The sequence below is a fragment of the Candidatus Neomarinimicrobiota bacterium genome, assembly GCA_016784545.1.
GTDB lineage: Bacteria > Fidelibacterota > UBA8477 > UBA8477 > JABMPR01 > JABMPR01.
In genome coordinates this window covers 1-20,367 of the sequence record JADHUM010000035.1, presented here as the reverse complement: position 1 = coordinate 20,367, position 20,367 = coordinate 1, and the positions used below count along the sequence as shown (strand labels likewise).

Below are 20,367 nucleotides of genomic sequence, written 5' to 3'. Positions count from 1 at the left end.
CCATGATAAATATGTTTAACAGTCATTGCGAGTGGCGAAGCCACGAAGCAATCTCGGAATCGAGATCGCCACGCTCCTTAGCACTCGCTCACAATGACACAATGAGCCTGATCCACCATGTCTTCGCGAGGAGGTTGAAAACCGACGCGGCGATCTCGAGCTATCCGATCTGCAAGAATCCGGAGATTGCCCCACTCATTGCATTCGCTCACGATGACAATATGCGCAGAACACCCTTGGAGAAAGTAATAACGCGTTCCAAAAGTATGATACAAAGATTACTAATATTGTGTATCCTTTTTCCCATAATTTCCAGTACTACCATGGCCTCAGGTCTGGGTGGCTATACCGGTACCTCGAATCGTTTTACCTCTGATCCCCTTTCTGCCGGGACTGGTGGCATTACCCTCTTTCACGAGACTAGTACCAACAGCTACTCGCAAAATCCAGCTTCTCAGGCATTTTTTGGTCAGCGCAGTTTTGATGCTGGTTTGGTCCAACTTTCTCTGGATAGATTTATATATACTGTGAATACTGGAATACCTTTGCCCCCCACTGCCAGTCTATCCTTCGGGTTGATAGCGGCCGGCACCAAGAACATTGAGGCCCGGGATTCCCGGGGTTATGCTGCTGGCGATTTGAGTGATACTGAGATGACCTATCTCGTCTCATTCTCAAACCGCTTTTCTGACAAGTTGGCTTTTGGACTTTCTCTGAAAGTTTTAACAAAACATTTCAAATCTGATGACGATTGGCTGGATCTGAAAGGTAGTGGCTTTGGAGCCGGTCTGGGATTCGTATTCAAGCCCAGGGTGGGTAGTTCGTTGGCTCTGGCCATCAAAGACTGGAACAGCAGTTATAAATGGAAAACTCAGGACATCTTCGAAAGGGGCAGCAGCTATCAAGATGCGTTTCCCATGAGTCTTTCCTGGGGCTGGTTGCAGGATCTGGGCACCTTTTCTCTGGCATTGGAACATGATTATTATTTTATCGATGAAAACATGTACCGGGTTGCCTTGATGTGGCATGGAATAAAGGCACTTGAGGTCAATGCTGGCGCTAGTTTCGAGGATGACGCCATTTATCCCGGATTCAGTGCCAGATATGAGCTATCATGGAAAGAGGGACCACCCATGCACATCGATTGGGGTTTTAAAATCGGTACTCCCGGTGAAGGCTACAGAAATTATATTGGTTGGGGAGTGAATTTCTAATGATAAACAGGATTTTCGTGATGTTGGCCATGGTGGGGTTGGTCTGGAGCCAGACAGGTTTTGATATTCTGTCAACTCCCACTGATGCCCGTGACGCATCCCTGGGGTTAACACTCAATCCCATTATCAAACCGACACGCATTCTCACCCATCCAGAAGCCTCCGTAACCTTGAGCGTCTGGAATTGGGTAGCTGACATTCAGGGCGCCTATATGGGGATAGCCCTGGACAACATTCATTTGAGTTTCCAGGCCATGAATAGTGGTGAACTGGAATTGCGGAATGATATCCCTACTGAAGAACCCCTGAGCACCTTTCAATACAACATATTTAACACAGGGGCTGCCTATGCCCGGGAAATGGGACCAGTCATACTGGGGCTGGGAGGCGAATTGGTCTACGAACGATCTCTGAATGCCAGTGCCACCAGCCTTTCACTCAATCTCGCGGCTGCTTATCCTGTGGGAGATCACTTCATACTAAGCAGTGGAATGAGACACTTTGGAATTAGTGGTGAACTTGATAAGGAAAGTACGTCTCTTCCTTCAGAACTCTGGCTGGAAGTGGATGCTGACTTTAATCAACTCTCAGTGATGACCGAGATCAATAATGGATCCTTTCCTGCTGCAATCGGTCTCTCCTATTCTCTTATGGATAAATTCCAGCTCATGGGCGGCATTCAGCTAGAATCTGCCGACCCTGACTTGCGTTTGCACCCCTCTGCAGGATTTACTGCTGATTGGTCAAATTTTACCCTGGGCTATTCTATCTATCAATTGAATCATACCCTGGGAGCTCGACATTTCATCTCCCTCTTCTGGAATTATTAACCGGGTTTTGTGGCAAATTGAATGAAGAAGTGCGCACTTATTAAAAATTATATCCACCCTTCGAGAGCCTCAGGGAGACAGGCAAGAAATTTAGTCTGTCTTGCTGAGCCTGTCGAAGCATAAAGATTGACGCACTTGAGGGATTGATCTATGGATAAACAAAGCGTCATTAAAAGTTTTGAAAAGCATGTCTCTGCAGGCAAAGCTGCCTTCTTCAAAAAATATGGAATGGACTTTGTCATGGGTCACCGAGAAGGCGCCTGGATTCATGATATGGATGGAGATAAACGGCTCTTCAATTGTCATTCCAATGGAGGTGTATTCAACCTGGGGCATCGAAACCAGGAAATTATTGACACCCTGAAGTCTGCTCTGGATGAATTGGATATGGGCAATCACCATTTTATGAGTCAGGAGCGGACTGCTCTCGCTCAACAAATCACCGATACCATGCCAGGTGATTTAAATATTTGTATCTTTGGTGTGGGTGGTGGTGAAGCAGTTGATCTAGCCTTAAAACTGGCCTGCGGACATACGGGTCGCTCAAAAATAATTTCCGCCACTGGCGGGTTCCACGGACATACCGGTCTGGCGCTTACAGTTGGCGATGCACAGTATCGAGATACCTTTGGTATCAACACATCTGACAAGATTCAAATCCCCTTTAACAATGCAAATGCACTTGAGCAGGCTCTTGATCCAGATGTTGCAGCAGTTATTCTGGAAACCGTTCCCTCCACACTGGGAATGGTCATGCCTGTGTCAGGTTATCTCAAAAGGGTCCGAGAGTTATGTGATCATAATGGTACCTTGCTGATCATGGATGAAGTTCAATCTGGGCTGGGACGCACAGGCAAGTTGTGGGCTTTTGAGCATGCAGGCATTACACCTGATATGGTGATTCTTGGTAAAGGGCTCTCAGGTGGCATTTACCCCATCAGCGCCACTGTGATTCGAGAACCCCTGGATGCAATCTTTAAGCGGGACCCCTTTATTCATATTTCAACCTACGGTGGTTCTGAATTGGGGTGTCGGGTAGCTAAGAAGGTGGTTCAGATATCAAGTGACCCCCATTTTCTGGAGCGGGTTCAGGAGGCAGGGCATAAAGTCCGGGAGGGTCTGGATATAATTCAGAAGAACTATCCCAAATTTTTTACAGGGATTCGCCAAACCGGTCTCATGATTGGTCTGGAGTTGAGAGATGAATATGGCGGTCCGGCCTTGACCAAGACAGCCTACGATGAGGATCTCCTCATGATCTATGCCAACAATGATACCTCTGTGAGTCAATTCCTGCCCCCCCTCACCATCACCAATGAAGAGATTGATCTGGTTATGGAGAAACTTGATAGAGCCATGAATGCTGCCCGAAAGCTTCGCACCGTCATTATGGCGAAGGAGAGGAGTAGTGGCTTTCTCAAGTTATTTTCCGGGAAGGATAACTAAATGCTTGACCAGGAAATACTCCAACAATTTGAGAATGGTCTTAATCCCAGAGACCCCACATCTTCAAAAATCCCATGTAAAATATTGGGCTATGGCGAAATATCCTGTGTCCTACAAGTCAATAACGATACTGAAGTTGCCGCCAAGCGGATGCCACTTTTTGCAAGTCTCTCCGCTGCTGAAAAATATGCCCTGGATTATAAAAAGTACTGCGAGCGGCTGCGAGAAGCTGGATTGATCATTCCTGAGGATTCTACCACAATCGTAAAGGGGCATGGTGGGATTTCCGTCCTCTACATCCTCCAGAAGCAACTTCCTCCCCCACGGTTTTGCCACAAATTAATTCATACCCAGGATGCTGATTTTCTAAAGGGTATGATTCAAGGAATTGTTGAAGAAATTGAAAAAGTTTGGGCCTATAACTCAGAAAATGACCCTAAAATTCGATTGGCTATTGATGGTCAACTCTCGAACTGGGTCTTGCTCGAGTCGGGAGAAATGGCCTACATCGATACAAGCACGCCCCTCATGTTGGAACATGGAACTGAGACGCTTGATCCTGAACTCCTCTTGCAAAGTGCGCCTTCTTTTTTGCGCTGGCTTATTCGCTGGCAATTTCTTGAGGATGTCATGACCCGCTACTATGATCGGAAACTGGTCTATACTGATTTGATTGCAAATTTGTTTAAGGAACAGCGTCCTGAAATAGTGGATACCTGGATCAAGACAATCAATATGGCAACTCTAGATAAAATGGAGGCTTTAGACAGACAGACGATTGAAGCCTACTACAAGGAGGATAAGCTCATTTGGAGACTCTTCCTTGGTCTGAGAAGAATTGACCGCTTCATTAAAAGCAAACTCCTTGGACAAAGATATGAATTTGTCCTGCCTGGCAAGATCAATCGATGAGGATGAGTTTGAGCCACGGATTTACACAGATGAGCACAGATTGAAAGCAAAAGTAAGTCTTTGATGATGTGATGGCAGAAACAGTCTTAACCCCTTCAGGAGATAAGTGATATGTGTGATACTTTTGTAGCCCTCCCCTCCGTAACCAGAGATGGAAGCATGATCTTTGGAAAAAACAGTGATCGTGAAGCTGCCGAAGTTCAACTCCTGGAATATCATCCTGAATGTCGCCATGACCCCAGTGATGTGGTGAATTGTACCCATATGAGTATCCCTGAAGTTGAAGAAACCCACGCTGTGCTCATCAGTCGTCCATTCTGGATGTGGGGTGCTGAAATTGGGGCCAATGACCGAGGGGTGGTCATTGGAAATGAGGCTGTATTCACCAGGATGCCCGTCCAAAAAGAGGGTGGACTCACAGGCATGGACCTCTTGCGTCTGGCCCTGGAGAGACGCAGCTCCGCCCGGGGTGCCTTGGAGACCATCACTGAACTTTTAGAGAAATATGGGCAAGGGGGAAATTGTGGCTATAACAATAAGTCCTTCTACTATCACAACAGCTTTCTCATTGCTGATCCCAATGAAGCCTGGGTATTAGAAACCGCTGGACATCTCTGGGCCGCCAAAAAGGTGGAAGACTATTACGCTATTTCCAATGGTCTCACCATTGGAAAAGATTTTGATCTCATGCATGAAGACTTGATCTACACAGCTCTGGAAAAAGGTTGGATCAAGAAAAAAGCTGATTTCCATTTTGCCAGCTGCTACTCTGATACCTTCTATACCAAATTCTCAGCCTGTGCAACCCGTCAGTCCAGGGCACATGAGATGTTGAGAACAAAAAATTATTCCCTGACTGATGCCTTTGCCCATCTTCGAGATCATGGAGACGGATCCTACCGCCCAGATAATCATTTCCTTATGAACCACGTCTGTGCCCATGCCGGAGCCAGTCCTGCCAGGCAGTCGTCTCAAACCACAGCCTCATTTGTAGCTCATATAACTCAGGACAAAGAGACTTACTGGGCAACAGCCACATCAAGCCCCTGTACCTCCATATTCAAACCCATCTGGTTTGGCGATAATCCGCTTCCGACTTCATTTGCCGGAGAAAACCTTGAAAAATTTGATTCCGATATTTTCTGGTGGCATCATGAGGAATTACACCGACAGATATTGCTGGACTTCAAGCACCGAAATACCCTGGTAAGACAGGAATTTGAGGTGCTTGAAAATCGATGGTTAAAAGAGGCTGAAGACCTGGATTCAGACAAGCGGGCTGCGCTCACAACGGAAGCCTTTGGCCTGGAGCGTGATATCACTGACGCACTCATCGCCATGCTGGAAACTGAAAGTGTGGAGCTTAAACCTCACTTCCCCTATCGACGATTCTGGCAGAAACAGAACAACCTGGTGAATTTAAGTTTAAAGTAGAATCGGAGATTGCCTTGCACTTCGGGCTCGTTTTGACAATTAGGATCACGCCTAGATTAGTCTTCGCGAGTGACCGTAGGGAGCGCGGCGATCTCTTCCTTCATGTGAAAAAAAATATCTCTGCCAATCAAGGTCTTGGAGATTGCCGCGCCCGCTGGGCTCGCAATGACAATTAGGAACATGCTTCACAAATCATCACACAATTAACACACCTAAACTTCAGGGGTGTTTTTCCTTCCACAAGCCTGACAGATAATTATCTTGGTTAAATGCGTCTCAACGTAATTGCAGCCCTCATATTCATTCTTTCTGGACAGCTACATCCAGTTTTCGCCCAATTAAGCAAAGCATCAATCGACGACTATGACAACACCACCATTGTTGGTGAAATGGGTCTCACGGTAACCAATTTTGGCATCCTTGGTGAAGGCTGGAATAACCCGGAACAAGCCTCCTGCAGATATAAGCAATATGGTACTGAACGTGAGATGGTTGAACTCATGAGTTATGGTGGTTTGTGGATTGGCGGCATTCCCATTGTTAATGGTGAGGAGCAACTCGCCCGGGTATCCACTGCTATCGTTGATGGTGCCTTTGACTATGGTGAAGAAGGTTTTGAGTTTACCACTTCATCTGCATCTGGTGATACCATTCAAACCCGTTCCAGCATTTCCTCTGCCGGCACGTCCCCGCTGGCCAGTTATTTTTCCCTTGAAGCAGTAAGCCATCAAGATTTATTGGCCGATTTTAAAGATACTGGATCTGATATCATCAATCATGTCCCTCTGGGTATTGAGGTCCATTTAGAGTCCTATGCCTGGAGCCATTCATTTATGGAATCATTCGTGATTCTGGATTACACCATCACCAACAGAAGCGATCTTGTCGATTCTTCGGGCACTGGCTGGAATATTAAAGATGTCTATGCTGGTATCTGGGCCGATGCATCAGTCAACAACATGAATTACAAAAGCCGCTGGGAACCGGGCAGTGGATTTAGCTGGTACGACAACATCAACAGTTTTGAAAGATCTTACAATGCCAACGGATATCCCCGCAATATTGGCTACCAATATGATTATGATGGTGATGATGGCTGGTCACGCGCGTATTTCGGTATTATGGCCTTACATGGTCCCAACAAAAGATCCACCTCCCACGCTGATAGTCAGGGTGACTGGTACACCTACTATAATCCCTGGCGTTGGAACAGTCCTGAAAATCTGGATATTCCAGAATTTAATATGCCCATCTCAGATGTTGAACGCTATGAAAAGCTTTCCAGCTCTCCCTTTTATGACCAGGATTTTGTCCAGAATAATGAGGACCAACCCTGGTTGGATCTTCCCAATTCATGGATGATGCTGGTTTCAGCGGGCCCCTTTGGGACCTTACCTGAAGATGATGGCTTTGTGCTCCCTGTGGGTGAATCAATCAATGTGGTCTTTGCAGTCATCGGAGCTCCCTGGTCGCATCAGGGTTCCAGTAATAATTTTGATAGACGCCAGGACCTCATCAAAAATGCAGATTGGGCTCAGAAGGCTTTTAATGGTGAAGATGTAAACGGTAATTCAATTCTGGACCCTGGTGAAGATTTGAATGGAAACGGTGTACTGGATCGCTACATCGTTCCTGAACCCCCACCCTCTCCGGCTCTGGCAGTGGTAGCTGAGGATCAACAAGTCACTTTATATTGGGATAGTGCTCCGGAATCAGCTTTAGATCCAGTTTCACGGAAACTCGACTTTGCTGGTTACAGGATTTATGGTAGCACTAAAACCAGAGGGAATACAGCCCAGTACTCTCTTTTGGCAGAGTTTGATCTCATCGGTGATGAATTTGGATATGATTCCGGATTTGATCTGGTTAAGATTTACAACGACATGGGCCTGGAAGATTCCATTGAAATCAAGGGACATTATTATCACTATAAGTGGGTGAACCAGGGTGTTCAAAATGGGTGGCCTAATAATACAGTCTACTCCATAACAGCTTTCGACAGTGGGGATGAAAATACAGGGTTGGCCAGTCTAGAGAGTTCTAAGAATGAAAATCGTATAAGTGTTATACCAGGTACACCACCAACTTCTGATGTCTCAAAGTATCCAGTATCAGTCTACCCAAATCCTTACAGGGTGCGAGCCACCTGGGATGGTGATGGACAGAGGGATCGTCTGGTCTGGTTCAGGAATCTCCCTGAGAGATCAAAGATTCGAATTTATACACTCAGTGGCGATCTCGTGGAAGAAATTGACCATGAGGGCGCGCAGTACAATGGGGGAGATATCCGTAGAGTGCCTTCAGGGAATACCGTTCTTTCAGGGGGCGAACACCCCTGGGATCTCATTAGCAAATTTGATGAACCTATTTCTACTGGAATGTATGTTTATACCGTAGAAAACTTAAGCAATAGCCATATCCAGACCGGAAAGTTATTGGTTATTAAATAAAGATAAATAATCGGCTATCGTACAAAATGGCTTGAACAAAAAAAGGAGAAATCCATGAAACGAATTTTACTACTATCCATTCTCATATTCTCAGTAGGCACTGCCCTGGCTGTGGATTACGAGACCGAAATTCAACCTATCTGGAATGCAAACTGTATGGGATGCCATGGAACTCAGGGTGGCTTGAATCTGGCTGATGGACAAAGTTTTGCCAATCTGGTAGATGTTGAGGCCAACGGTTATCCTGGCGTCATGCGTGTTGCCAGTGGAGATCCAAGCACATCTGTCCTTTACAATAAAGTAGCCAATACGGGCGTCAATGGCGGAGTTATGCCTCAGGGAGGAAGTCTTACTGCAGAACAGATTGCCCTCATTAGCACCTGGATTACAGAACTGGCAGATACAACACCCATTACTATTGCTGAAGCCAGAGTTATGGCCGAAGACACACAAGTTACCATTCAGGGTATTATTACTGCCACAACCTGGGGGATTGTTGGAACCACAACCCAGGCAGCCATTCAGGATGATACTGGCGGCATGGTCATCTATGCCGGTGGTTTTGACGCTGGTTTTGTAGTTGGTGACGAAGTTATCGTTACTGGTGTCATTGATATTTATGCTGGTCTCATAGAAGTCACCCCCAGTTCTCCGACGGATATCGAAATTTTAAGTTCAGGAAATGCCTTACCAGCTATTCAGAATCTTACGGTTCCTGAGATTCTGGCAAATGGTGAAGATTATGAATCTGAATTTGTACATCTTGCAAATATGACCATAATTGGTGGTACCTGGCCCACCCCGGGTAGTAGCTCCCAAAACATGACCATATCAGATGAAAATGACGTAACCATGACCATGCGCATCGATAGTGACACAGACTTGCTTAACCATCCTGCAATGCTGGGCAATTTCAATCTGACTGCCATTGTGGGTCGCTACAATGATGTTTTTCAGGTTTTCCCCCGCTACTATTCTGATCTTGAGCAAATAGGGGATCCAACCCCGCAGATTTCCAATGTAGTTCAGGACCCGGCTAGTCCCCTGCCAACAGACGACGTGACTGTTACAGCAACTATTATTGATAATTCAGCTGTTGCATCGGCTTCTATATCCTATGTGGTGAATTCTGGTGTCGAAATGGTGGTCGTCATGACTGCTGGTGAGAATAGTGAATTTACAGGAATCATTCCTGCACAAGAGGCCAATGCCATTGTGAGTTATACTATTTGGGCAACCGATGATCTGGGTGGGATGAGCGCCTCAAATGAATATTCCTATACTGTCTATGGTGGTGTTTTGAACAGCATATCCTCTATTCAAGATGGGACTGTGAATCCAGGGGCAATTGTGACTATTCAAGGTATCGTTACTGCAGAGCCCTACGCTTTCCATGCCGAAGGTGCGCTTCAATACTATTATATCCAAGATGACTACGCCGCCCTTTCTGGGATCAAAATTCTTGACCCAGGTCGCGGCCTCGAGGAAGGTGATCAGGTTCGCCTTTCTGGATTTGTCATTGAACTTTCCGGGATGACAGCCATAGAGGATATTACAGAATTTGAGCTCCTGGATACAGATATTATGGTGGAACCCTTGACAATAAGTCTTGGAGGCGATCTGGAAATCTATGAGGGTTGTCTGATTGAGATCAATGATGTGATGGTATCCAATCCTGATCTGGGTTCTGGTGAGTGGAGCGTGAGTGATGGTACCAATGAGATAAGAATCGGTAATGCCGCAGATTACTTCTACACCGCTGTGAATGGAGAGGGGCTATCATCAATCGTCGGTGTTCTGGACTACTCCGGTGACAACTTCAAGATTCAACCTCGTCTGGCAATAGATCTTCAGACAGCGGATGGTTTTACCCGAATTCAGGCTATTCAGCAGGTTAGATATTCTGACCTCATGCCAAAATATTCAAGTCTTGATAATTCAGTGTGGTTTGCTGATACCAGCTACTACCATGAGGCATGGTCAGATACTACCATTGTCACCGTTCGGGGAATTGTAAGCATGCCTACAGGTATTACATATGCCGGAAATGGTATCAAGTTCATTCTCCAGGATGTAAATGGGGGTCCCTGGTCCTCAATCTTGAGTTACAATCCAGATTCGACAGCATATCCTGTGCTGTTTGAGGGTGATCTCATCGAATTGTCGGGAAGAATTGTTGAATTCGATACCCATGAGGGTACCAATGTATCAAATATGACGGAACTCTGGATCACTCAGGAAATTGATATAATCGATATAGGTCTTGATCTCCCTCCAGAACCAGTTGTTACCACAGGTGATCTTCGCTGGCCTACCACTGCTGAACAATGGGGCAACGTAATTGTCACGGTTGAGAATGCCACCATCATCGAGAACGATCCCACTCTTTTTGATATGTTAAGTATCGATGACGGTAGTGGATCTGTACTCGTTGACGATGACTCACGATTCTTCAGGGACTGGACCCAGGGATATCCAGGACCAGCAGTATATATCCAACCACCTGCTGGATCAATTTATGATGAAGTTCGAGGATGGGTTTATCATCATTATGGTTCCTACGCTGATTCAACAACATATAAGCTGGTACCCTTGTATCAGTCAGATATGGTTCTATCCGCCTCAGCCATTGACAATCTGGTTGTTCCTGAAGGCTATGCTCTGGGCAATTATCCCAACCCCTTCAACCCAACAACCAACATTGCTTTCCGTATTCCTGAAGCACAACAAGTTCAATTGGTGATCTACAACCAACGAGGACAACACGTGACCACCCTGGTGGATCAATCGCTGAATGCTGGTGAATATCAGGTTGTCTGGAATGGATTAAATCAAAAGGGTCGTCCCGTATCATCAGGTTTGTACTTCTACCGTATGGTAGCAGGCAAAGAACAGATGGCAGGAAAAATGACCTACCTGAAATAGGATAGCTGCGTTTCCCGCCTGGTGGCAACATCAGGTGGGAAACTATTATTGAGAGGGGCTTAAACTGAAGTATTGTGATCATGCATCGTCTACATACACCGGCTTTCAAACCGGTGGTGTGGTACACAAGTTCAATGACCGGGCTTTAGCCCAAAACGTTAGGACTAAAATCCTTTTTGCTGTGGGTGGATGCCCCCTGTCCTGAAGGACGGGGTAACAAGGGCACTAAAAATAGAATGAGAAACTTAAGGTCAACAATGAGATACCGGACAGGCATCGTTTTGATGCTTGCACTTCTATTTATCGTAGCCTGTGAGTCTCTGGAAAATCCATTCCTTGATGATCTGCCTTCTGAAGGATTGGGGAATGCGGCTCCTGAGACACACCTGTTTTTGACTTTTGCTCCTGATCGAATTGATACGGTTCTGTCAGATACAACAGCAGACACCACTTTTATATTTACCAGATATATTGCTGATACGACCACGAGTTTTCAGGTCATGTACTGGTGGGGAGAAGACCCAGATGGTGAAGTTGTAGCCTATCATTATCGTTGGAATTTTGAAGATACCTGGACCCGCAGCACGGTTGAATCAGATACTTTCTTTCTCCCACTTCAGATTGCATATGATGAATTTCTTTTTGAAGTTAAAGCTGAAGACAATCAAGGCGCATTAGATCCTACACCTGCTACCCTGCGTTTACCTGTAGCTAATTCGCATCCAGAAATTGAGTTTTCCAATAACAGTAATCCCACAGTTGGCAACAACCCCAACGTTACCCACGTCACCTTCCCCACGCGAACCTTTGCCTGGTCAGTGATTGATATCGATGGACTGGAAACCATCAGCCAGATTCGATTCCGACTGGATAGCACCAGCAGTTGGCATTATCGCCCTGGGAATATATCAAGTGTGACTCTGACTGAAATTCCACCAGGCGAGCATATTTTTTATGTGCAGGCCATCGACACTGCTGGAGCCTTCAGTAATATTATACAATTCCCAGACTCAGCAGATACCGCCTCCCCCAATGGTTGGCGTGTGGTAGAACCTGTTGGGGATGTCCTGCTGATTGATGACTATAAACTTGATGATGGCTCAACTCACACTTTTTATAAAAACATCCTGGATTCTCTTGTGGGCATGGACAATTACTCAGAGCTTGAATTGGGTTATGACGAAAAAGCACTACCTGCGGCTACAACGGATCAGTTGGCCATGTTTAATTATTTCAATACCGTTGTCTGGTACCACTATTCAGAAGCACCCTCATTATCTGGAGCCGATGGTGCCTTGCGTACCTATCTGGAAGCCGGGGGAAATGTTTTTCTCTCCAGTATTTTAATAGATACGGATTATACCTTCACCAGTATAGACTCAAACTGGGTGATTAATCCCTCGGGACGAATGATCACAGGTTTGGACATCAATATGGTAGACTTGAGTGTAACAGATTCAACTGTGACGCTGCCAAGTCTTTCATTAAAGACTTCTGCCCTGATTGCCCGAAGAGTCAGTGCATTTTATCCTGCAAACCTCATTGATGGAGAGACCAGTCAGGATCTTTTTATACTTCAGGATGCCCGCAACACCAATGATGCCTGGACAGGTAATCCGCCGGTGGCACAACTTTTCAGACCGTCACCTGGATCTGGACAATCCATCTTTTTTAGTCTGCCTCTGCATCTGTGCAATGGAAATGAAAACATTATTCCCATTATGGATTATCTCCTGTTTGAGGTGTTCGAATAGTGCGAAGTTTGGTTACCCTCATAATAATTCTTTCCATGGTTCTCTCCATTTATGGACAGGGCAGCTGTGTCATTGAAGGACACGTAAGCGACCCTGTTTCAGGCGAATCCCTTCCTGGTGTGAATGTCATGATTAAGGGAAGCTACTATGGCAGCGCCACAGATCTGGATGGTCGCTTCAGACTGACTGGCATGTCTCCTGGTACCTATGACATAGAATTTTCCATGATTGGGTATAAGGTTGTCCTGAAGACCAACAACATTGTGAGCACTGCAGAACCCATTTTTGTAGAAATCGAGCTGGAACAAACCACCCTGGCTCTGGGTCAGGAAGTGGTGGTTGAGGGTGACCGTCCCCTGTTTGAAGTGGATCAGACCTCTTCCAGCGTCCGACTTACCTCTGACGACTTGAAAATGAATATTGTGGAAAATGTTGGGGATGTTCTGGCTGAACAAGCTGGTATTACCTCCCAGGATAACGAAATCCATATCAGAGGTGGTCGTGTTGATGAATCCATGTTTATTGTGGATGGCATGTCAGTCAAAGATCCACTCTCAGGCAGTGCCAACAACCTTTACTTAAATGTGGATGCCATTGAGGAATTGGAAGTGATTACGGGGGGGTTTAATGCTGAATATGGTCAGGCCATGTCAGGCATTATTAACATTCGAATAAAAGAAGGTTCTGAGGACTATCATGGAACGTTCTCTTATTCCAGTGACCATTTTGGCTTGAAAGCTTTGCCCTGGGATGCTTTCACCAAGGACAGAGTTGAATTCACCCTGAGTGGTCCTGATATTTTCTCAGGAACCTTAAATGCTCTGGGATTAAAGGTTCCTGGTCAATTCAGCTTTTTCCTGAATGGCTATATGAACCTCAACGATTCCTATCTGCCAGGGGCTGATGATCTGTTTCCCTCGCAATCATGGATGGAGAGTTTGGCGCCTCGTAATAAAAATAATTGGCATGGACTTTACAAATTGACCTGGCGCATCAACGATCAGCAAAAACTCAGTGTGTCCTACGATTATTCTTTGGATATCAATCAGGGCTGGGGATTTCCTTACAGATATCAATATATTCTGAACAATAATAATACCATTACAAAGGAATCTATCCTTAGCTCCTTGTTATATACCCATACCCTCTCATCAAAACTCTTCTTTGAGATCGCCATGGGTCGCTTTTTTACCAATATCCATTCTGCCGTTCAAAACAAGCATTGGACGGAATACCAGCAGACCTCCGACATTGAACCAATCAACTATTCTTTACAGCAGCCCGAAATTGAAGGCGTAATCAACGTCAGTTATGGAGATGAGTTCTGGGATCACGGTGATGCAAGCGGATGGTATGACTATTACTCTGACAACCTTTCCATTGCTACCGACGTCAACTATCAGCCCTCGAAACGTCATAGTTTCAAAGCAGGTTATGATCATAAACGATCAGAGCTCCAGGTTATCGATATTAATTCACCCTGGTTAGGTGAATCAGGTTTGGGTCGCAACTATGACTTTTGGAATGCTACCACTGACTATGGCGCCTTCTATATCCAGGACCGCATCACCTTCGATGGTATGATCGCCAATCTGGGTATCCGCTATGATTATTGGTTCCCTGGGCAATATCTGGAAGACGCTGTGGCTGACAGTTCCGTCGCTATCATTACAGATGCTACACGGGCGAAATTCTATGCTGAGACCTTTGAACTTGGAGGACATAGAGGCAAGGGACATCTAAGTCCACGACTGGGAATATCTCATCCAGTTACTGACTCTGACGTGTTGTATTTCAACTATGGCCATTTTTCACAACTTCCCACATTTAATTATGTCTATGCCAAGCTACGTTCTTCGGCGGAGGCTACCTATCAGCTCTTTGGTAATCCGAATCTTTCTCCCAAGACAACTGTGGCCTATGAGATCGGGGTTAAACATAAATTTGATGCCAACCAAGTCCTGGAAATCAAAGCCTTTTATAAGGATATGTTCGGCTATGAAACCAGTCAAAAGATCAATTCATTCCATCCTAAAGAAGGTCGGATATCATATCTCATTTATATCAATATGGACTATGCCAGATCCCGTGGTGTCGAAGTTAATTTCAAGCGCCGTTTTGCCAGATATTTTTCGGCTGACGCCAATGCGAGCTACAGCTTTACAACAGGTAAAAGTTCCACACCCCTAGATAATCTTCTCGTAGAGTCAGGTCGCCTCGATGAGAAACCCCTGGGTGAGAATTATTTGCGTTGGGATCAACCCTTCAGCATCTTTACCAATCTGCACTTTAATGTGGGCAAAAAGGACCAGCCTCATCTGTTCGGATTAAGACTTCCTAAAGACTGGGGAATATCAGCTCGGATCGAATATCAAGCGGGCCGCCGCTTCACGGGTGTCAAGGATATCACCACTATCGAAGTAGATGGCAAACTCTATTATTTAGGGACTCCTATGAGTGATACGCCATACTCCGAAACCGCTGATCCATTTACGACAGTCGATCTCAAGCTGAATAAATATTTTCAGGTCATTGGACTGGAGTGGAAAGCCTATTGCACAATTGAAAATCTTTTCAATGTGAAACAACCCACCTCTGTCAATCCTTTCACTGGGAAGGGATATGATCCTGGAGAAATCTTTTCATATAGTTTTTATCGCAGAGTTGACCCTAACTATAATCCAGGTCGCTATTCTATCCCCAGAACGGTCGAAATGGGCATGAGTTTGAGATTCTGATGCGACGAGGACTGATCATATTTACCTTTTTGATTTCAGCCCAGTTTCTGGCTGCCCAGGGGAATCTTTTTCCCAGCCTGGGGGGTCAAAGAGCCGGAACGTCGTCCTTTTCATTCCTCAAGATCGGGATTGGTGCCAGAGCCCATGGAATGGCTGGAGCCTATACTGCCATTGCCAATGATGCATCCAGTCTATTCTGGAATCCTGCCGGGGCAGCACAGGTGGATGAAGCCATCAACATTACGGTGGATCAGAGTCAATGGATTGCAGATTTTCAGTTGAGCAGCTTTGCCGGGGTCTGGAAGTTTGGTCGCGTTCATCACCTGGGATTCAGCGCACTGGCCCTGTATGCCCCGCCAACAGAAATAACTACTGAATATAGACCTGATGGAACCGGTGAATATTTCAATTATGGTGATATGCTTTTAGGACTCACTTACGCACTGAGAATGACGGATCGTTTTTCATTTGGTCTCACAACCAAGCTGGTAGAAGAACAACTGGCTGATTTGACAATGCGAAGTGTGCTTGTGGATCTGGGGACATATTATCGGACAGGCTACAAAGATCTACGCTTTGCAGTATCCCTGCTGAACTTTGGTTCCCCAGCCCGCCCAAACGGGGCTTATGCCAATACTGATACCACTGAATCAGAATACGAGTCCTTTGCCCCCCCAACAATTTTCCGTCTTGGTGTGGCCCACGAATGGCTCCAATCACCCCGTCAGACATTAACCAGCTCAATTCAGCTCAATCACCCCGTGGATAATGGTGAAAACATCTCACTTGGTATTGAGTATGGATTTCATGAGATGCTATTCTTGAGAAGTGGCTATCATTTTAGTGATGAGGTACGCTCCTGGACAGTGGGTCTGGGAATTGAATGGTCTGGATTTAGTTTCGGGTATTCATATGCAGATATGTCTGATTTAAATCGTTCTGAACATATCAGTCTGGGATGGTCGTTCTGATGTTACGCCTTAAACAATACCTTCCAGTCTTGCTACTGGTTCTAGCCATCACAGCGTGTGGTATCAAGGTTGATCTGCCCACTGAAACAACTGAATTCGATCCAGTATTCGGAGCTGGGAATACATCCTACATACGTATTAGTCCAGATTGGGATGTTTCAAATGGCTATGCCTTTGCCAGCCCCTGGGATATTGTGGTTGGGGCTGATGGATATATTTTTGTAGCTGATCATGACCAGCCTTCTATTCACGTCATCAGCGCTACGGGAGAGGAAGTCATCAATGACGACTTTGGAAATCATTTTGATGCACTCTCCAATCTTATCGATGAATCGGGTGCCAATATTTCACCACAGGCGATTCATCAGGACGATCGTCTCAACCTGTTTATAGCAGATAGCAGCAATCGTCTCATGGTCTGGAATCAATACCTTAATAATGTGGGTGTGGATTCAGTGGCAACCAGGGTAAGACTTGAATCACCAGCAGGTGACCTGCTGTGGGTAACCGGTTTCGATTCTATCAATGCACTTCAGGTGCAGAATTGGACCATTGACTCCATTGGATGGTCTGATGAGAATCTTGACTATTGGTTGGCACCTCGAGCTTTCTGGGATGCTGGGGATAGTCTGGAAGCCATTCGGGTTGCACGATATTTTATAGATCCTGTCAATATTCAAGTCACTGGTGTCAGCAGCTTTGGTGATCAGTGTTTTGTCGCTGATGCGAATTCCAACACCATTATGGAGCTTCAATATATTCCTGTGGCTCTCCTTTTAACGGGAGCAGGTGACCAGATATTGGTCTATGGCGGAACGATTACGGGACGTGCAGTTTCACATGGTTTTGGTAATGGAACTGTAAATGATCCACGGGGAATGACCCATGGGGAAGATGGTGCCCTGTTTTACACACAATGGGGTATAAATTTTAGTGTTCATAAAGTAGGTGGCAGCAATGGATTTGAATACATACATGGCGACCCCGATTCTACCGATGATATCATGGAAATTGAACGCTATGACATGGCTTCGGATGTGAGTCTTGATGTTCTGGGAAATATTTATGTCGCGGACACGGGTCACGATAAAATTCAGCAGTTCAATTCATCTGGCAGATTCGCCTATAATATTGGAATGAATCGTGTGCTTGTAGACTCCAGCTATAGCGACTCGATATTGGTTGGATCGGAGTATGAATATATCACCAGGGATACAACCTTTCAGGTTGAGGTGGCAGATATTCTTGATGGACCCCGCAGTGTGGCAGTGGATGCCATTGGAATCGTCTATATAGCTGATACCAGGCACCAGCGTGTCATGCGCTATCGACTTTCCACGGAGTTGGATTATTCCACTGAAAATTAGATCTTTTCGGTGTAGCTGTTTTTAAGGGGTAAAGCGTGAAAAACATCAAACCAATACTTGTTATTCTTGTTCTCATCCTGCTCATCATTACCATTTTTTCCTTATTGGGTAAATCCCAGCAGATGACTGTGGTTTATGAAGGAAATAGGAATAGAGACTCCGTCAAGATGACTGTGGGAAAATTTCAGTGCAGTGAATGCGGCATGCTCATCAACGATTTGAATTTTGCTTCGCAAGTAGTGGCTCCAGATGGAAAGACCTGGTTCTTTGATGACCATGGTTGTATGGCTGCCTGGATAAGTGCCAGACCTTTTAAAGATGATGCCATCATCTGGGTCAAGGATTTGCCCTCTGGAGCGTGGATTGATGGAAAAGTTGCCTGGTATAGTCGCACGGATCAAACGCCCATGTCGTACGGATTTGGGGCTTACAGGACCCCTGGGGAGGGCTTGATTGCTTTTGCAGTTATGCAACAGGCTATGTTGAAGGGTGAAACCATGGCAAATTTGAACTTCCGCAAACAGCTCATGGAGAAATAATGGAAACCGTCAATATTATCTCCATTATTACTATCGCCTTTATGGGATCCTTTGGTCATTGCATTGGGATGTGCGGTGGCATCGTCATCGCCTATTCAACTGCTTCTCTTGAAAAAGATCGTAGCAGGGGGGCTCAAGCAATCTCACACCTACTTTATTCGCTGGGGAGGGTTACAACATACACCGTCCTGGGTGCTGTATTTGGAATCCTGGGTGGTGTGGTTGTCTTTAATAATACAACCAATGGTCTGCTATGGATTGTAGCCGGTATAGCCATGGTAATTGCTGGTCTTTCTCTGTTGGGTAAACTGCATGTACTAAAATTATTTGAAACTTCCTTTGCCAGCTCTAAATGGTATCAAGCCGCCTTTAAAAATCTTTTAAAGAGTGAATCCCTACTGGGCTTTTATCTGCTGGGATTGCTCAATGGCTTATTGCCCTGCGGATTTGTGTATTTCTTTGCCATCACAGCGGCCAGTACGGCAAGTCCCGTCTATGGTGCCCTGGTGATGTTTATCTTTGGGTTGAGTACTATTCCTGCCCTGTTCAGCCTGGGCTTTTTTGTGGGTTTATTTAAAAAACTTAAATTCCGTCATATCATGACCCAATTGGCTGCACTTTCTGTAATCATCTATGGCTTCTACACTTTGTATAATGGGTATCGCTATCTGGTAGAACCAGCCCGCACCATTCTGGAGTGTCATTAAATCTCAGCCAACTGGAACCGGCGGCTGAGCTTGCCTGCCAAGCCGTAGCCTGGAAGCTCTCGAAGGAAGCGAAGGCTGGTCGAAGCCAGAGGTTCAGAGTACGAGGGATTCTTTTCTACAACGAATTCACGAAGATGACGAATTGCTATATGGCTTGTTCGTTCCCTTCGTCAAGTTCGTTATAAAATTTTTTATATGCATTACGGATGAGTGACCCTTCTTCACCCTTTGGGTAAAATTGTGATCATATTGAGTATTGGAGATTTCCATGGGTCTTCGCTCCTCCCGCCGCCGTTGGCGGGGTTCAAGCTACAGCCCCGCAGGTAACCTTAATGTCCATGAACCATATAAAACAAAAAATCCGCCTCAGCGGATAATCATCATTCCAATTGTAAGTTGATTTTATTTAAAGAGAGCTTTTAAAGATCCCCAGGTGCGTGGTACGACCTCAAGAGTTGATTGAATGGTAATCACTTCACTTAATTGAGAGTTGCCATCATTATCCATGAGTTTCAGACGATAGAAGTAATTTCGTCCTGAAACCTTGGCGATGATGGAATCATCAATAAAGGTATAACCACTTCCCCGACCCTGGGCATGCAGGAATCCGATTTCGAAAAAGGTATGACCATCTGTACTACGTTGAACTTCAAAACCGTCCAGACCTTGTTCTGAGGTAGTGTTCCATTGGATAATGATACGGGATTCATCGGAGTAACCACTAAAGCCACTCAGGGTGGCATTACCAAAACTGCTGGTTACCAGGATCATCATCACAAGTATGGTACTGAAATATTTCACGGAGCGAAATTAGTTAGCAGTCCAGAACAAACCAATCTCTTTTTGTTAATTATCTATGACTATTTGATTGGGATCAATAGCGTTCAGGAACTTCCCAACTTTCCTAAATGGGAAATTAACCCTTTACCGAAGCAGCTATCTTAGTCGTCCCTGATAAACCACGTTTTACGCCACCTGGATTTTGGCTGTATCGCAACAAGCGTCAATGTTTCTAATAACTTGCCATATTTGATCGATTTTGGTACGGATAAAATCAGGCGCAAAAAGGATGGCTCTAAG

Annotated in this window: 14 protein-coding genes; 13 read left to right on the top strand and 1 reads right to left on the bottom strand. The window is 45.4% G+C overall.

Features of this window, described 5'->3' with window-relative positions:
• Window positions 1-266 precede the first annotated feature (266 nt).
• From ISR87_09310 to ISR87_09250, 13 genes are all read left to right on the top strand, one after another.
• A complete protein-coding gene (locus ISR87_09310) occupies window positions 267-1,214 on the top strand; it encodes a hypothetical protein (GenBank protein MBL7025643.1) in 948 nt (315 codons plus the stop codon).
• Entirely contained in the window at window positions 1,214-2,044 is an 831-nt protein-coding gene (locus tag ISR87_09305; GenBank protein MBL7025642.1) for a hypothetical protein, read from the top strand. Before ISR87_09310 ends, ISR87_09305 begins: the two co-directional genes overlap by 1 nt.
• A gap of 150 nt (window positions 2,045-2,194) precedes the next feature.
• Window positions 2,195-3,490, top strand: a complete 1,296-nt coding sequence (locus ISR87_09300) for an aspartate aminotransferase family protein (GenBank protein ID MBL7025641.1) — start codon at window positions 2,195-2,197, stop codon at window positions 3,488-3,490.
• A complete protein-coding gene (locus ISR87_09295; protein ID MBL7025640.1) occupies window positions 3,491-4,402 on the top strand; it encodes a hypothetical protein in 912 nt (303 codons plus the stop codon).
• 111 nt (window positions 4,403-4,513) lie between these two features.
• Window positions 4,514-5,836, top strand: coding sequence for a C69 family dipeptidase (locus ISR87_09290; protein ID MBL7025639.1), 1,323 nt, complete (start codon window positions 4,514-4,516; stop codon window positions 5,834-5,836).
• Window positions 5,837-6,105: 269 nt separating this feature from the next.
• Window positions 6,106-8,286 carry a hypothetical protein gene (locus ISR87_09285; GenBank protein MBL7025638.1) on the top strand — a complete coding sequence of 727 codons (2,181 nt, stop codon included), beginning with the start codon at window positions 6,106-6,108 and terminating at the stop codon, window positions 8,284-8,286.
• Between the two features lie 54 nt (window positions 8,287-8,340).
• Window positions 8,341-11,211 (top strand): T9SS type A sorting domain-containing protein, encoded by a 2,871-nt coding sequence (locus ISR87_09280; GenBank protein MBL7025637.1) that lies wholly within the window; start codon window positions 8,341-8,343, stop codon window positions 11,209-11,211.
• Window positions 11,212-11,468: 257 nt separating this feature from the next.
• Window positions 11,469-12,965 (top strand): hypothetical protein, encoded by a 1,497-nt coding sequence (locus ISR87_09275; GenBank protein MBL7025636.1) that lies wholly within the window; start codon window positions 11,469-11,471, stop codon window positions 12,963-12,965.
• Window positions 12,965-15,703 (top strand): TonB-dependent receptor, encoded by a 2,739-nt coding sequence (locus ISR87_09270; GenBank protein MBL7025635.1) that lies wholly within the window; start codon window positions 12,965-12,967, stop codon window positions 15,701-15,703. Before ISR87_09275 ends, ISR87_09270 begins: the two co-directional genes overlap by 1 nt.
• Window positions 15,703-16,674: a PorV/PorQ family protein gene (locus tag ISR87_09265; protein MBL7025634.1), complete on the top strand. Its 972-nt coding sequence runs from the start codon at window positions 15,703-15,705 to the stop codon at window positions 16,672-16,674. Before ISR87_09270 ends, ISR87_09265 begins: the two co-directional genes overlap by 1 nt.
• The gene (locus ISR87_09260; GenBank protein MBL7025633.1) at window positions 16,674-18,041 is read left to right on the top strand and encodes a hypothetical protein; all 1,368 of its coding nucleotides are present in this window, start codon (window positions 16,674-16,676) and stop codon (window positions 18,039-18,041) included. The genes ISR87_09265 and ISR87_09260 overlap by 1 nt, the downstream gene beginning before the upstream one ends.
• Window positions 18,042-18,076: 35 nt before the next feature.
• Entirely contained in the window at window positions 18,077-18,580 is a 504-nt protein-coding gene (locus tag ISR87_09255) for a hypothetical protein (GenBank protein MBL7025632.1), read from the top strand.
• A complete protein-coding gene (locus ISR87_09250; GenBank protein MBL7025631.1) occupies window positions 18,580-19,287 on the top strand; it encodes a sulfite exporter TauE/SafE family protein in 708 nt (235 codons plus the stop codon). Before ISR87_09255 ends, ISR87_09250 begins: the two co-directional genes overlap by 1 nt.
• 402 nt (window positions 19,288-19,689) lie before the next feature.
• Here the strand turns inward: ISR87_09250 and ISR87_09245 are convergent, their stop codons facing one another.
• Window positions 19,690-20,088: a hypothetical protein gene (locus ISR87_09245; protein ID MBL7025630.1), complete on the bottom strand. Its 399-nt coding sequence runs from the start codon at window positions 20,086-20,088 to the stop codon at window positions 19,690-19,692.
• Window positions 20,089-20,367: the final 279 nt, after the last annotated feature.

Coding starts and splice junctions, on each gene's coding strand:
- ISR87_09305 (MBL7025642.1), top strand. CDS start 1,214: ATGATAAACAGGATTTTCGTGATGTTGGCCATGGTGGGGTTGGTCTGG.
- ISR87_09295 (MBL7025640.1), top strand. CDS start 3,491: ATGCTTGACCAGGAAATACTCCAACAATTTGAGAATGGTCTTAATCCC.
- ISR87_09260 (MBL7025633.1), top strand. CDS start 16,674: ATGTTACGCCTTAAACAATACCTTCCAGTCTTGCTACTGGTTCTAGCC.
- ISR87_09275 (MBL7025636.1), top strand. CDS start 11,469: ATGAGATACCGGACAGGCATCGTTTTGATGCTTGCACTTCTATTTATC.
- ISR87_09280 (MBL7025637.1), top strand. CDS start 8,341: ATGAAACGAATTTTACTACTATCCATTCTCATATTCTCAGTAGGCACT.
- ISR87_09300 (MBL7025641.1), top strand. CDS start 2,195: ATGGATAAACAAAGCGTCATTAAAAGTTTTGAAAAGCATGTCTCTGCA.
- ISR87_09285 (MBL7025638.1), top strand. CDS start 6,106: ATGCGTCTCAACGTAATTGCAGCCCTCATATTCATTCTTTCTGGACAG.
- ISR87_09310 (MBL7025643.1), top strand. CDS start 267: ATGATACAAAGATTACTAATATTGTGTATCCTTTTTCCCATAATTTCC.
- ISR87_09265 (MBL7025634.1), top strand. CDS start 15,703: ATGCGACGAGGACTGATCATATTTACCTTTTTGATTTCAGCCCAGTTT.
- ISR87_09250 (MBL7025631.1), top strand. CDS start 18,580: ATGGAAACCGTCAATATTATCTCCATTATTACTATCGCCTTTATGGGA.
- ISR87_09290 (MBL7025639.1), top strand. CDS start 4,514: ATGTGTGATACTTTTGTAGCCCTCCCCTCCGTAACCAGAGATGGAAGC.